This is a genomic window from Catenuloplanes sp. NPDC051500 (assembly GCF_044454585.1).
In the GTDB taxonomy this organism is placed as follows: Bacteria; Actinomycetota; Actinomycetes; order Mycobacteriales; family Micromonosporaceae; genus Catenuloplanes.
In genome coordinates, this window is sequence record NZ_JBITDX010000010.1 from 43,023 (window position 1) to 55,949 (window position 12,927).

General features: G+C 71.0%; 14 protein-coding genes and 1 riboswitch. Of the genes, 8 read left to right on the forward strand and 6 right to left on the reverse strand.

All coding sequences use genetic code 11. The features are described from left to right. Positions 1-13: 13 nt before the first annotated feature. Positions 14-328, reverse strand: a complete 315-nt coding sequence (locus tag ACIA8K_RS21260; RefSeq protein ID WP_396061774.1) for a DMT family transporter — start codon at positions 326-328, stop codon at positions 14-16. A gap of 15 nt (positions 329-343) precedes the next feature. Then, positions 344-412: riboswitch (guanidine-III (ykkC-III) riboswitch) on the reverse strand. A gap of 98 nt (positions 413-510) precedes the next feature. Between ACIA8K_RS21260 and rimO the strand changes: the two genes are divergently transcribed. From rimO to ACIA8K_RS21290, 6 genes are all read left to right on the forward strand, one after another. After that, the gene (gene rimO / locus ACIA8K_RS21265; RefSeq protein ID WP_396061777.1) at positions 511-1,974 is read left to right on the forward strand and encodes a 30S ribosomal protein S12 methylthiotransferase RimO; all 1,464 of its coding nucleotides are present in this window, start codon (positions 511-513) and stop codon (positions 1,972-1,974) included. Next, on the forward strand, positions 1,974-2,627 hold the full coding sequence (gene pgsA / locus ACIA8K_RS21270; protein WP_396061780.1) for a CDP-diacylglycerol--glycerol-3-phosphate 3-phosphatidyltransferase: 654 nt from the start codon (positions 1,974-1,976) through the stop codon (positions 2,625-2,627). Before rimO ends, pgsA begins: the two co-directional genes overlap by 1 nt. Beyond that, positions 2,620-3,123 carry a CinA family protein gene (locus ACIA8K_RS21275; protein ID WP_396061782.1) on the forward strand — a complete coding sequence of 168 codons (504 nt, stop codon included), beginning with the start codon at positions 2,620-2,622 and terminating at the stop codon, positions 3,121-3,123. The genes pgsA and ACIA8K_RS21275 overlap by 8 nt, the downstream gene beginning before the upstream one ends. Positions 3,124-3,527: 404 nt before the next feature. Further along, positions 3,528-3,956: a helix-turn-helix domain-containing protein gene (locus ACIA8K_RS21280; RefSeq protein ID WP_396061784.1), complete on the forward strand. Its 429-nt coding sequence runs from the start codon at positions 3,528-3,530 to the stop codon at positions 3,954-3,956. Positions 3,957-4,131: 175 nt separating this feature from the next. After that, positions 4,132-4,998, forward strand: a complete 867-nt coding sequence (locus tag ACIA8K_RS21285; protein ID WP_396061786.1) for a PspA/IM30 family protein — start codon at positions 4,132-4,134, stop codon at positions 4,996-4,998. Positions 4,999-5,006: 8 nt separating this feature from the next. Beyond that, the gene (locus ACIA8K_RS21290; RefSeq protein ID WP_396062215.1) at positions 5,007-5,810 is read left to right on the forward strand and encodes a hypothetical protein; all 804 of its coding nucleotides are present in this window, start codon (positions 5,007-5,009) and stop codon (positions 5,808-5,810) included. Here ACIA8K_RS21290 and ACIA8K_RS21295 read toward each other — a convergent pair. After that, positions 5,740-6,579, reverse strand: coding sequence for a DNA-formamidopyrimidine glycosylase family protein (locus tag ACIA8K_RS21295; RefSeq protein WP_396061788.1), 840 nt, complete (start codon positions 6,577-6,579; stop codon positions 5,740-5,742). The two genes, ACIA8K_RS21290 and ACIA8K_RS21295, sit on opposite strands and share 71 nt — an antisense overlap. Positions 6,580-7,285: 706 nt before the next feature. Between ACIA8K_RS21295 and ACIA8K_RS21300 the strand changes: the two genes are divergently transcribed. Continuing rightward, positions 7,286-7,474: a hypothetical protein gene (locus ACIA8K_RS21300; protein ID WP_396061790.1), complete on the forward strand. Its 189-nt coding sequence runs from the start codon at positions 7,286-7,288 to the stop codon at positions 7,472-7,474. A 1,063-nt stretch (positions 7,475-8,537) separates the two neighbouring features. On the opposite strand, the gene ACIA8K_RS21305 is transcribed toward ACIA8K_RS21300, so the two are convergent. Next, on the reverse strand, positions 8,538-9,314 hold the full coding sequence (locus tag ACIA8K_RS21305; protein ID WP_396061792.1) for an S-adenosyl-l-methionine hydroxide adenosyltransferase family protein: 777 nt from the start codon (positions 9,312-9,314) through the stop codon (positions 8,538-8,540). A gap of 103 nt (positions 9,315-9,417) precedes the next feature. Here ACIA8K_RS21305 and ACIA8K_RS21310 point away from each other — a divergent pair, with 103 nt between their 5' ends. Beyond that, on the forward strand, positions 9,418-10,341 hold the full coding sequence (locus ACIA8K_RS21310; RefSeq protein ID WP_396061794.1) for an LLM class F420-dependent oxidoreductase: 924 nt from the start codon (positions 9,418-9,420) through the stop codon (positions 10,339-10,341). Here the strand turns inward: ACIA8K_RS21310 and ACIA8K_RS21315 are convergent. Genes ACIA8K_RS21315 through ACIA8K_RS21325 form a run of 3 tightly spaced genes read right to left on the reverse strand, consistent with a single transcriptional unit; the run spans position 10,303 to position 12,794 of the window. Next, entirely contained in the window at positions 10,303-11,625 is a 1,323-nt protein-coding gene (locus ACIA8K_RS21315; protein ID WP_396061796.1) for a hypothetical protein, read from the reverse strand. The two genes, ACIA8K_RS21310 and ACIA8K_RS21315, sit on opposite strands and share 39 nt — an antisense overlap. Before the next feature lie 36 nt (positions 11,626-11,661). After that, on the reverse strand, positions 11,662-11,874 hold the full coding sequence (locus ACIA8K_RS21320; RefSeq protein WP_396061798.1) for a DUF397 domain-containing protein: 213 nt from the start codon (positions 11,872-11,874) through the stop codon (positions 11,662-11,664). Positions 11,875-11,918: 44 nt separating this feature from the next. Next, positions 11,919-12,794 carry a DUF5753 domain-containing protein gene (locus ACIA8K_RS21325; protein WP_396061800.1) on the reverse strand — a complete coding sequence of 292 codons (876 nt, stop codon included), beginning with the start codon at positions 12,792-12,794 and terminating at the stop codon, positions 11,919-11,921. Positions 12,795-12,927 lie beyond the last annotated feature (133 nt).

Here is a 12,927-nt window from a genome sequence, read left to right on the forward strand (position 1 = left end):
ACCTGTACCGGCGTCAGTGGAAGACCTTGAGGCCGACCACGCCCGCGACCACGAGCAGCAGGCAGAGGATCCGCGGGAGCGAGGCGGACTCGCCGAGCAGCGTCATGCCGGCCACTGCCGTGCCGACCGCACCGATGCCGACCCAGACCGCGTAGCCGGTGCCGACCGGGACCGTACGCAGCGCATAGCCGAGGCCGGCCATGCTGAGCACAAGCGCGACGCCGAAGATCGTGGTGGGGACCGGGCGGGTGAAGCCGGCGCTGCGGTCGAGCGCGACCGCCCAGACGGTCTCCAGGAGGCCGGAGACGACGAGTGCTACCCATGCCATGACGAGTCACCTGCTCAGCGGCCGTCTTTGCAGACCGGGTACGACCGCACTCGTCCGGGATGACCGCGAGATTGCGGCCTCACCTCACCGACGGTAGCAACGCCGCTGCGACCCGGTCACCCCGTGGTGGCCGACCTCACCGGGCGACTGAGAGGTATCGCCGGACATGCCGGTACCCTCGGGTGGTGTCCGTAACACCTTCTTCCCCCCGCCAGCGCGTCGCCCTGCTCACCCTGGGCTGCGCCCGTAACGAGGTCGACTCCGAGGAGCTGGCCGCCCGTCTCGATGCGGAGGGCTGGCAGGTCGGCACGGACGCGGAAAACGCGGACGTGGTGCTCGTCAACACCTGCGGCTTCGTGGAGAAGGCGAAACAGGACTCGATCGACACGCTGCTCGCCGCGCACGGCACCGGCGCCAAGGTGGTCGCGGCCGGCTGCATGTCCGAGCGGTACGGCAAGCAGCTCGCCGACAGCCTCCCCGAGGCGCACGCGGTGCTCGGCTTCGACGACTACCCCGACATCTCCGCCCGGCTGAACGCGGTGCTGGCCGGCGAGACGGTCGAGTCGCACACGCCGCGCGACCGCCGCCAGCTGCTGCCGATCACGCCTGTCGAGCGCCGCGACACCACTGTCGTCGTCCCGGGCCACTCGGTGGTCGACGCGGCGACGCCCGCGCACCTGCGCCCGATCCTGCGCCGCCGCCTCGAGTCCGGTCCGGTGGCCTCGCTCAAGCTGGCCAGCGGCTGCGACCGCAAGTGCGCGTTCTGCGCGATCCCGGCGTTCCGTGGCGCGTTCGTCTCCCGCAAGCCGGACGAGCTGCTGGCCGAGGCGGAGTGGCTGGCCGGCACCGGCGTTCGCGAGCTGGTCCTGGTGAGTGAGAACTCGACGTCGTACGGCAAGGATCTCGGCGACCCGCGCCTGCTTGAGAAGCTGCTGCCCCAGCTGGCCGCGATCTCCGGCATCGTCCGCGTCCGGGCCAGCTACCTCCAGCCCGCCGAGACCCGCCCCGGCCTGGTCGAGGCGATCGCGAACACGCCCGGCGTCGCGCCCTACTTCGACCTGTCGTTCCAGCACTCGAGCGAGCCGGTGCTGCGGCGGATGCGCCGGTTCGGCTCCACCGACAGGTTCCTTGACCTGCTGGCCTCCGCGCGGAGCCTGGCGCCGGAGGCGGGCGCGCGCAGCAACTTCATCGTCGGCTTCCCCGGCGAGACCCGCGCGGACGTGGACGAGCTGATCCGCTTCCTGACCGAGGCCCGGCTGGACGCGGTCGGCGTGTTCGACTACAGCGACGAGGACGGCACCGAGGCGGCAGGCCTGCCCGGCAAGGTCCGCAAGAGCACGATCAAGAAGCGGTACGACGAGCTTGTCGCGCTCGTCGACGAGCTTGTCAACCAGCGCGCCGAGGAGCGGATCGGCTCCACGGTCGAGGTGCTTGTCGACACGGTCGAGGACGGCGAGGTCGAGGGCCGCGCCCACCACCAGGCGCCGGAGGTCGACGGTTCGACGATGCTGGTGGCCGGCGACAAGGGCGTGGACGTCGGCGTGCTGCGGCCGGGCGACTTCGTGCGCGCCACGGTGACCGGGACCGAGGGTGTGGACCTGGTGGCCGTACCCACCGAGATGATCTCTGCGGCGGCCGCGCGGTGATGCCGTCGGGTGATCCGACGCCGACCGCCGCGGAGCCACCCGAGGCGCCCATCCACAATCCCGCGAACATCCTGACGCTGCTCCGGCTGGTGCTGGTGCCGGTGTTCGTGGTGCTTGTGGTCTGGTCCGAGTTCGACGAGTCGCTGCTCCAGGTAATCGCCTGCGTGGTCTTCCTGGTCGCGTCGCTCACCGACTTCGTGGACGGCTGGGTGGCCCGGCGGTTCGGGTACGTCACCAAGCTCGGCAAGGTCGCCGACCCGATCGCGGACAAGGCCCTGACCGGCGCCGCGCTCGTGCTGCTCTCCCTCTACGACCTGCTGCCGTGGTGGGCCACCACGGTGATCCTGGTCCGCGAGTGGGGCATCACTCTGCTGCGCCTCTGGGTCATCAGGTACGGCGTGATCGCGGCCAACCGCGGCGGCAAGCTGAAGACCGCGCTGCAGACCGTGGCGATCGTGCTGTATCTCTGCCCGCTGCCGGACTGGATGGATACGATCGCCGCGTGGACCATGTGGGCCGCTGTCGCGGTCACTGTGATCACCGGCGTCGACTACGTGCGTCAGGCGGTCCAGCTGCGTCTCGGCGCCCGCAGGCTCGCACACCAGCCGGTCGGGGCGGGCCGTGTCGTCCGGGAAGGGGACCTGGGTGCCTGACGGTGCATCCGCCGCGGCCGCGGTGATCCACGGGCTCGTCAAGGCCGGCCAGACGGTCGCGGTGGCGGAGTCGCTCACCGGCGGCCTGGTCTCCGCCACGCTCGTCGACGTGCCGGGCGCGAGCGCCGCGTTCCGGGGCGGCGTGGTGGTCTACGCGACCGAGTTGAAGGCGACACTCGCCGGCGTGTCCGCGCCGCTGCTGGCCGAGCGCGGGCCCGTCGATCCGGACGTGGCGGCCGCACTCGCCGAGGGCGTGCTGACCCGGTGCGGCGCTGACTGGGGACTGTCCACCACGGGCGTGGCCGGGCCGGACCCGCAGGACGGCAAGCCGGTCGGGCTGGTCTACGTGGCAGTGGCCGGGCCGGGCGGGACCGAGGTGCGGCGGCTTGACCTGAGCGGCGACCGGGCGGCGATCCGGGTGACCACTGTCACCGAGGTGCTCCGGCTGCTTGCGGACCGGCTGCGGGTGAGCGTGCTGCCGAGCGGGACGGCATAGCCTGCCCCCGGAAGTCAAGGGTGGAGTCGCGATCACGCTTGTAGCGAACGCGGCGGCACGGTAGGTGACCGGGTGGGCGGGGTTCACCTGGCCGGGGCGGCGCGCACGCACGTCGTCGAAGGGGAGGGCGGCGCGGGCCGCGCACCTCGCGACGCAGGCGGCGCACGCTGCGCGTACCCGGGAATGATCTTTGATTGTGGGTGGTTGGGGATTTTCGTTGGCGGTTGTCCGCGCGGGCCGGAAAGACATGGCGGCGCTCCGTAGACTGGGGTCGCCGCGCTCTCACCCTCCGGGGTGGGGCCGATGGTTCGGCGGCGGGGTGAGCTGTCAGCTGCCACGACCAACGGGTACGGTTGCGGGAAGGCTTCCGGCGTTTGCCGGCGGCCCTCGCAGGAGGAGGTGCGATGGTCCTGCTACGCCGGGTGATCGGTGATGCTCTTCGTGCGCGCCGACAGGGACAGCACCGGACCCTTCGCGAGGTGTCGACCGCGGCCAACATGAGCCTCGGCTACCTGTCCGAGATCGAGCGCGGGCAGAAAGAGGCCTCCAGCGAGCTGCTGGCCGCGATCTGTGACGCACTCGGCGCCCAGCTCTCCGAGGTGCTCCGCGAGGTCAGCGACACGCTGATGCTTGCCGAGCAGATGCAGGGCGTGCTGGTCCCGCTTCAGGACGAGGCGAAGGCCCAGTCCGACGAGCACTCGATCCGCCAGGTCCGCGCCGACGGGGACGTCTCCGTCTCGGTCCGGCAGGACACGCCGCTCAAGGCGACGCTCCGCGCGACCCGCAAGCCCCGCCCGGGCGACCGCGGCCGCGACGTGATCTACGCAGCCTGATTCTGTTCGACAACCCCACGCCTGGTTTCCGGATGGATGCCAGGCGTAATGTCGTGGGATCGGGGGCACCCTGATATCCCCCCGAGGTCGCATGACGGGCTGGTTTTCACCTGCCACGATGGAGACCATGCCGTGTTCCGCGGCAGCGACACGCACACCGAGGGGATAGCGCGATATGGCGAACCCGTTCGTCAAGAGCTGGCGATACTTTTTAGCGCTGTTCGGCGCCAAGATCGATGAATATGCCGATCCCAAGGTGCAGATTCAGCAGGCGATCGAAGAGGCCCAGCGCCAGCACCAGCGACTGGTCCAGCAGGCCGCCGCCGTGATCGGCAACCAGCGCCAGCTGGAGATGAAGCTGTCCCGGCAGATGTCCGAGGTCGAGCGGCTCCAGGGCATGGCCCGGCAGTCGCTCGTGCTTGCCGACCGCAAGCGGGCCGACGGCGACGAGGCGGAGGCGCAGAAGTACGAGCAGACCGCGCAGACGCTCGCCACCGAGCTGGTCTCCGCCGAGCAGACCATGGAGGACACCAAGACGCTCCACGACCAGTCGCTGTCCGCGGCCGGTTCGGCCCGCCAGGCCGTGGAGAACAACGCGATGATCCTCCGGCAGCGGCTGGCCGAGCAGACCAAGCTGCTCAGCCAGCTCGAGCAGGCCAAGATGCAGGAGACCGTGGCGAAGTCGCTGGAGTCGATGTCGTCGCTCCAGGCGCCCGGCAATACGCCCTCGCTCGACGAGGTCCGCGACAAGATCGAGAAGCGGTACGCAACCGCGATGGGCCGGGCCGAGCTCGCGTCCAACTCCGTCGAGGGCCGCATGCTCGAGGTGCAGAGGTCGACGCTCGACATGGCCGGCGAGTCCCGGCTGGACCAGATCCGCGCCAGCATGTCGGGCAACCAGCTCGGCGGCGCGACAGGCCAGACCACGCCGCCCGCGGAGGTCAAGCAGTCCGAGAGTCAGGCGCACGTGGCCCGGCTGGACGAGATCCGCGCAAGCATGGCCCGGGACAAGAAGACCGGCGACACGAGCGCCGCGGGCTGATCACGATGGTGGTGGACGAGCGGTCACGGTACCTGCGGGAGTCGCGCAAACTGCGCGGCTCCGCACGCCGGTGGAGCACGCTTGGCGGCATGCTCTCCGGGGCGGCGGCGATCCTCACGCCGTACGCGGGGCTCGGCCTGCCCGACGCCGCGTGGGCGGCGGCCGCCGGCGGTTCCGTCGTGCTCGCCGCCTGGCGGTGGGCCGACCTGCGCCGGCACCACGCCGAGCCGATCCCGGCCGCGCCCGACCCGGCCGCGATCGCCGCGGCCAAACAGGCCCGGCTCACCGCGATGGTCGAGCAGTTCCCGGCCGGGCGCACCGCCCTCCAGGAGCTGCGCCGCCACCGGGCCCGTGCGGAGCTGAAGGGGTCGGCCGCGGTCGACCCCTGGCTGCGCCTGGACCGGGCCGCGGGCACGCTCGCCGGTCTCGCGCCGCGGCTCACCGGCCACGGCGCGGCCGTACTGCCCGAGGCCGCGGCCGCCGAACGCTCGCTGCGCGACCTGGCGCACCGGGTGGCAGGCGTGGAGCGCGCGCTGCGGTTCGCGCCACCTGACGGCCGCACCGGCCTGCAGGACGCGCATCGCACGCTTCTCGTCCAGCTGACCGACGGCGTCACCGCCTACGAAACGCTTGTCGCGGCCTCGGCCGGATACGTCGCGGAGGACGCGCGGGCCGGCGCCCACCTCGGCGACCCCGGCACCGCATCCCGGCTGACCGAGGCGGCCGACCTGCTGCGCGGCGTCACGGACGCGCTGAGCGAGCTGCGGCCCCCGGGCCCGGCCCCGGCTGGCAGCGCGGGCACCAGTAGGTGATGCGTTCCGCAGCCGTCTCACCGTCCGGCGCATGCTTCGCGATCGCCGTGCCGCACCTGCGGCACGGTTGCGCGCGGCGGCCGTAGACGTAGTTCGCCTCGGGCTTACGCAGAGAGCCGGTGGTGGTCTGCAGCCAGCGCCCCCGGTTCGAGGCCAGCAGGCGGTGCGCGAGGGCCACCATCCCAGGCAGGTCCGGCACGTCACGGACCGGCGTCCACGGGTCGACGCCGCGCAGGAACAGCAGCTCACACTTGTACAGGTTGCCGATGCCGGCCAGGTTCCGCTGATCGAGTAGCGCCTCACCGATCTCCCGGTCAGGCGCCGCCTCGATCCGGCGTACCGCCTCATCCCCGTCCCAGTCCGCGCCGAGCAGATCCGGCCCCAGATGGCCGACCAGCTCACCCTCCCGCTCCGTCGGGATCAGCGCCAGCTCGTGCAGGTGATACCCGACCGCGACACTCTCCGCCGTACGCAGCACCACCCGGATCAGGTGCGCGGGCCGCCCCGCCCACCGCTCGCCCGCCGCGTACACCCGCCAGGCGCCATCCATCCGCAGATGCGAGTGCAGCGTCAACGCCCGCCCACCCGCAGCCTCCCGCATCCGCAACAGCAGATGCTTCCCCCGCGACGCCGACTCGATCGCGGTCCACCCCGCCAGCGACTCGGTCGCCAGATGCGGGACGCGAAAGTCCGACGCGGTAAGCCCACGCCCGGCCAGAGCGCGGTTCAGGACGCGTGCGGTGTTCCAGACGGTGTCGCCTTCAGGCATCCCCCACCCTTTCCCGGCCTCCCGCACACCAACCCACACCCCACATCACCCATTACAGAATTCCCACTCCCGCCGTGGCCCGGCCCGCACGCTCCCGCGGGCACCCGTCCCGCCGTACCCCAGCCCACCCCAAGACCCGCCCGCCTGCCTGCCCGGCGCCGCGATCTTCGCCTGTGGCGTGGTCGCCCCCTGCCCGCCACGATCGGTTCCGCAGTGGCCCGCCCCCGCAGTGGCCCGCCCCCGCAATGTCCGGCGCCCGTCTAGGTCCGGAGGCAGTGGCCGGCCAGGAGCGCGCTGTCTTACTGTGCGTGTCCATTGATGGCGGGAGTCTGCCTCGGGCGTGGCGTTTCACGGCTTTTGTGCCCTCGATCGGGGTGCAACTTGCCGCTGCCCCAATGTTGATCAAGACGGAATGTACGTGGGAGTGGTTATGACTGGGCTGTAACCACTCCCATGTACATTCCGTCTTGATCGTTGTTCGTCACGCTCTGTGCGGACCGCTATATGGCTATATTTTCGGCGCTAGCAGGTGCCTGCGCTTACGCGTGCTTGCCCGAGGAATAGTCGTGCCTGTCCGGGCTTGCGCTTGACGGGCTTACATCTATCAAACTCCCGCCTATCGGGCCCACGCCCGATCGGTATCGCGTCTGCTCGGGCGCGCGCCTACCCGGCTCGCATCTGTTGAAATCCGCCCCTGTTGAGGCCCGTGTCTGTCCAGCTCGCGTCGGCGCTCGCCCCGCACCTGCGCCTGGCCCAGCTCGCGCAGACGCTCACCCGCACCCGCACCTGCTCCGACCCAGCACGGGTGGTGGCCTCGGTGCTGTCCCTGTCTGCGCTCGCGCTGTGCACCTCTGCTGTTGATCTGTCCCGCGGTGTGCGGAGCACACAAAAGTGACCGCCTGTCTGCCCCGTCTGCCATCGACCTCGGCTCTGCCCGGGTCGATGGCAGACGGGGCAGACAGGCCACACGAAACCCGACCACCGACAAGGCTCTACCAGCGAAGCTGACCTGCGCTTGCGGTTGCCCCGGAGCCGGAGCGCTCCTCCCGGAGGGCCGCCGGAGGCAAAGAACCGCCGCCAACACCACCCAGCCCAAGCCGCCAGAACCCAAAATGCGGGGCGCGGGGCGCGGGGCGCGGGGCGCGGGGCGCGGGGCGCGGGGCGCGGGGCGCGGGGCGCGGGGCGCAGGCGCGAGGCGCGGCGCAGGCGAGAGGCGCGGCGCAGGCGAGAGGCGCGATCATCACGCAATTGGGCCTCAAGAGGAGATTTCGGGTGCGACTTTGCTTGCGATATCGGCCGCGCGCGCTATGCGTGCTCAAAATGCGGGAGACACCCTCCCACCTGGTGAAATAAAAGATCCTTGCGACTCTGGTGGCCCTTATTTAGGCGCTATAAGGGCCACCAGGGCCGCAAGGATCTTCAGTACAGACAGAGGACAGCCGCAGGGGCGGCAATATCGGAAAGATAGGGCCGATGACACTCTGCCCGCCGGACCGCAGGCAGGGGTGGGTGAAGGAGCTGAGATCAGCCGGGCCGTCGCGGTAGTACACCCGGCCATGGCGCTGGCGTCCACCTAGCGGTATTCGCGCGCGCTGCTCATTTGCCGCTGACGCGAAACCGGCCGCGCCTGAGGCCCGGCCCACCCCAAACGCACGCGGCCGGCATGAACCGGACCGCCGCGATACTCGGCTTCGCTGCCGGCCCTTGCGACCGCCCAACAGCAGCCGCGCCACCCGACCGGGGGCCCACGTGAGACCCCGCGCCACCCGACCAGGGCCCACGTGACACCCCGCGCCACCCGACCAGGGCCCACGTGACACCCCGCGGGGCGCGGAGCGCGGAGGATCGGAGCGCGAAGGATCGGAGCGCGGAGGAGTGGAGGAGCGGTGCCCAGGCGAGGAGGAACGGAGGAGCGGGGCGGCCGGTGAAGGACGAATGACTGCGGGCCCCAACGCGCATCAGACACGGGCGACGCGGAGCAGATCGCCTGGCATCACGGACAGCACCACGGCCGCCCGGCCGCCGTGTACGGCAATCGCCACATGGTCCGCAGAGTCGATATAAACCACCAGACCACCCCGCGGCGCGTCGGAGATGGTGGCGCCGCGGGACGCATGGACGCCGCCGACCACCAGCTGCCCGGAGAGCGTCCCGATTGTGGTTCCAGGGGCGGCGAGCTGCACATTGCCGAAGCGGTCGATCATGGTGACCTCGGCCTCGAGCCAGCCGTCGCCGGATGCCACCACCGGGTCGGGAAGGCGGACCAGGGCGGCGGGGTCGATCTCCGGGCCGGCGTCGGTGAGTGCGGCGCCGGTGGCGAGGCGGGCGGCGACCGGGGCGAACAGGTCGCGGCCGGGCAGCGTGTGGGAGACGGACGGCGCGAACCAGTCGGTGTTCGTGAGTGTCACGGCGGTCTCGATGCCGCCGAGCGCGTCGGCGGCCCAGGGGAGCAGGCCGTTGTCGGGGCCGACGAGGGTGCCACCGGGGGTCAGCAGGCCGATCGGGCGCCGGTTGCCGGGGCCGGCGACCGCGACGTGTACGGACGGCGGCAGGTGTGGGACGGTCTGGGCCAGCACGGACGCGGCGCGGGGGATGTCGCCGGGCGCGACCGCGTGGGTGACGTCGATGACCCGGACCGCGGGGGCGGTGCGGGCGATCATGCCGTGGCAGGAGGCGACGAAGCCGTCCGAGAGACCGTAGTCGGTGGTGAGGCTGATCCATGCGTAGCCGGCCATGTCTGGCACCGTATCTCTACGCGGAGTTCCCTGCCAGACACGGAACGCGGTGATCGGAGGGGATGTGTGACGGGCGGACGATCGCGATGGCAGAGTTGACGCCATGAGGCTCTGTATCTTCGTCGAACCGCAGCAGGGCGCCAGCTACGCCGACCAGTTGCGGGTGGCCCGGCGTACCGAGGAGAACGGCTTCGATGCGTTCTTCCGCTCCGATCACTTTCTCTCGATGGGCGGCACCGGGAGGCCCGGCCCGACGGACTCGTGGGTGACGCTGGCCGGCCTTGCGCTGCAGACGTCCCGGATCCGGCTCGGCACGCTTGTCACGTCCGCGACGTTCCGGCTGCCCGCACCGTTGGCGGTAAGCGTCGCGCAGGTGGACGAGATGAGTGGCGGCCGGATCGAGTTCGGCCTCGGCAGCGGCTGGTTCGAGGCGGAGCACACCGCGTACGGCATTCCGTTCCCGCCGGTCGGTGAGCGCTTCGACAGGTACGAGGAGCAGCTGGAGATCATCACCGGGCTGTGGGGGACGCCGGACGGCGAGACGTTCTCCTACGCCGGCCGGCACTACCAGCTCACCGACTCGCCTGCGCTGCCGAAGCCGGTGCAGTCGCCGGTGCCGATCATCATCGGCGGCAACGGTAAGAAGCGGACGCCGGCGCTGGCCGCCCGGTTCGCGGCCGAGTACAACGCGGCGTTCGTCAAGGTCCCGGACGCCGGGCTGGCGTTCGACCGGGTGCGCGCCGCGTGTGCGGAGGCCGGCCGGGCCGAGCTGCCGGTGCTCTCCGCCGCGGTCGTGCTCTGCGTCGGCAAGACCGACGCGGACGTGCGCCGCCGGGCCGACGCGATCGGCCGGGACGTCGACGAGATGCGCGAGAACGGCGGCGTGGTCGGCACGCCGGAGCAGGCGATCGAGCGCATCAAGGAGTACCAGGCGCTGGGCGCGAGCCGGATGTTCCTGCAGACGCTTGACCTGTCCGACCTGGACCACCTAGACGTCGTCGCCTCCGAGGTCGCTCCGCACCTCTGATCGCTCGCCCGCCGGGCTCGCCCGCTGTCGCGGCGGGCCCGGTGTCGCGGCGGATTCCGCGTCGAGGGCCGTCTGGGTGGGCAGGACGATCTCGCGGACGGCCAGGTAGACGGCGCGGACCGCGAGCGTGCGTTCGACCTCGTCAAGGATCGGTGCGAAGAACTGGCGGCGGTGTTCGGCGTCGCTCATCGAGGTGACCGCGAAGTACATGCTTCCGAACGCGGCCAGGATCAACGCGTTCCGCAGCAGCGCGACCGGCAGGCCGAACGTGGCCGCGGACAGCCTCGGCGGCGCGCCGATCCACTGCTCCGCGGTCTCCGGCAGCACCACCAGCCAGCCGAGCATCAGGAAGAACGTGAACAGGCCGACGCCGACCACCGTCGCCTGGATCAGCTGGCGGGTAGCGAGCATCAGCAGCAGGTTGCCGACCTGCTGCCGGTGGAGTGGGACCGGCTTCAGCGCACCGTCCGGCGCGATCTCCTCCATCGGCAGCCCGTCCAGCGGCGTGCGGCGGCAGTCCTTGCTCAGCCGGGCCGGGTGCAGCTCCTGCTCCACCCGGCCGATCTCGTCCCGCAGCCGGGTCGCGGTGGCCAGCACGGTCACGGACGCGAGCAGCACCACGACGGCCCAGACCCGGGTCCAGGACAGCCGGTCGGTGGCCTGCCACAGCTCACCTGTGAAAAAGAAGAACAACGTGACGAAGAGCAGCGTGGGCAGCGCCCGCCCCTGGATCCGGACGCTGTTGCGCATGTCGTGCACCGCGTGCCGCAGGCCGCGGCGGATCAGCGGCACCACGCCGTACGCGGTGGTCAGCCAGGCGGCGGCGAACAGCACAGTGAAGATGCTCAGGAACGCTGCCACCGCGCCGGCGAAACTTGTGTGCTGCTCGCTGATTCGTTCGCCCACGCCGGGTGACGAGTTCGACTGCGAGATCAAGAACTCCAGCGAGGGTACGACGAGCGGCATCACCGCGTAGCAGACCAGGATCGCGCCGGCCGTCCTCCGGGAGAAGCGTGGCAGCCGCCCGCTGAACGCGGTGAGCCCGGTCCAGACCAGCGCGCCCGCCGCGAGCGTGCCGGCCAGTACCCACCACCAGTAGTCCTGGTCCGCCCAGCGCCGCACCAGCCACAGCAGGCTGGTGACCGAGACGAAGGCCAGGAACGGCAGCATGCGGGGGAGCACATGCCGCCGGAACCGGTAGTCCTCGATCATGTACGGGACGCCCCGGCGGATGAACCAGCGCTCGGTCTGCCGGACCAGTGCCCGTGATGCCGTCAATGCCACGCCGCGGATTTTCCCATTCCGCGGCCGTCCGGGTGGTCAGCCGAACGTGCCCCCGCGCACACCGGCCACGAACGCGCGCCAGCCGCCCGGGGAGCAGAGCAGCATCGCCTCGGCCGGACGGCGGCTGTGCCGGATCGCCGCCCGTCCGTCCGCCGCCCGGCCGACCTCGACACAGTTGCCGCCCGAGCCCTGGCTGCGGCTGCTCTTCCGCCACCCGGCCACCTCCGGGACGAACCCGTTGCCCCGCATGTCGCGCGTGCCTCCCGTACCCTCGTCGAATCGTTGTCGGGTTTTCAGTTCTTGAACTCGTCCGCTATGTCGGCGATGAGCCGGGTGGAGTCGGCCGGGTCCAGCGCCGCGTCGTGAAGTGAGCGGTAGGCGGACGCGAAGCGGTCCGTGCGGGACCCCTCCAGGAACGCGCGGCCGGCGATCGTCTCCGTGTACGCCACGTCCGGAAACGGCTCCGGCATCTCGAACAGCAGGAACGCGCCGTCCAGACCCGGGTGTGCGCCCGCCCCGGACGGCAGCACGCGGATCTCGATGTGCCGCCGCCGCGCCAGCCGGCCCAGGTGGGTCAGCTGCTCGCGCATCACCTCCGGCCCGCCGACCGGGTTGCGGAGCGCGGACTCCGCCACGATCGCCGCGATCTTGGTCGGTTTCGGGCCCTCGATCGCGCGCTGGCGGCGCAGGCGCAGCTGCACCCAGCGGGCTGTCCGGTCGTCGTCCGCGTTCTCGGCCTCGGCCGTGCGGATCATCGCCTCCGCGTAAGCAGGCGTCTGGAGCAGGCCGAGCACGTAGAGCGCGTCGTAGGTGGCGACCCGCTTCGCCCGCTGCTCCAGCCAGATCAGGTCGCAGAAGGTTGGGTCGTAAATCACATCGGAGAATTCGTCGATCCAGTCGTCCCGGCGCCACACCTCCTCGCTCAGCCGGGTCAACCGGGTCCGTTCACGTCGTTCCGTCACTCCGTACAGATCGAGGAGCATCTGAACGTCGTGGCGCGGAATCGGCCATTCCGCGTTCTCGAAACGGCTCAGCGCGGAGAAGTTGCGTTTCAGGTGCTCGGCCACCTGACGAAGCGTCAGATTGCGCCGTTCACGCAGGTCGCGCAGCTCCCGGCCGAGCCATTGCGCGCGTAGCGTGGGCACCTTGCGGCCCCTTGAGTCAAGCATCGCCCCCCCAGGTCGGACGAAAAATGTGATGCCACTTCATTCCCTACCATCGATTGTCGGGAGAAGTCGGCCGCGAGGTGAACAAAACAGCCCGGACCACTGCATCGATCAGCGCCAACGCGACACCGTACCG

Excerpts from the sequence above, each read along its gene's own strand:
- ACIA8K_RS21310 (WP_396061794.1), top strand. The coding sequence starts at position 9,418 with ATGAGGCTCTGTATCTTCGTCGAACCGCAGCAGGGCGCCAGCTACGCC.
- ACIA8K_RS21295 (WP_396061788.1), bottom strand. The coding sequence starts at position 6,579 with ATGCCTGAAGGCGACACCGTCTGGAACACCGCACGCGTCCTGAACCGC.
- ACIA8K_RS21260 (WP_396061774.1), bottom strand. The coding sequence starts at position 328 with ATGGCATGGGTAGCACTCGTCGTCTCCGGCCTCCTGGAGACCGTCTGG.
- ACIA8K_RS21305 (WP_396061792.1), bottom strand. The coding sequence starts at position 9,314 with ATGGCCGGCTACGCATGGATCAGCCTCACCACCGACTACGGTCTCTCG.
- ACIA8K_RS21320 (WP_396061798.1), bottom strand. The coding sequence starts at position 11,874 with ATGCGGGGCAACGGGTTCGTCCCGGAGGTGGCCGGGTGGCGGAAGAGC.
- ACIA8K_RS21285 (WP_396061786.1), top strand. The coding sequence starts at position 4,132 with ATGGCGAACCCGTTCGTCAAGAGCTGGCGATACTTTTTAGCGCTGTTC.
- ACIA8K_RS21280 (WP_396061784.1), top strand. The coding sequence starts at position 3,528 with ATGGTCCTGCTACGCCGGGTGATCGGTGATGCTCTTCGTGCGCGCCGA.
- ACIA8K_RS21325 (WP_396061800.1), bottom strand. The coding sequence starts at position 12,794 with ATGCTTGACTCAAGGGGCCGCAAGGTGCCCACGCTACGCGCGCAATGG.
- pgsA (WP_396061780.1), top strand. The coding sequence starts at position 1,974 with ATGCCGTCGGGTGATCCGACGCCGACCGCCGCGGAGCCACCCGAGGCG.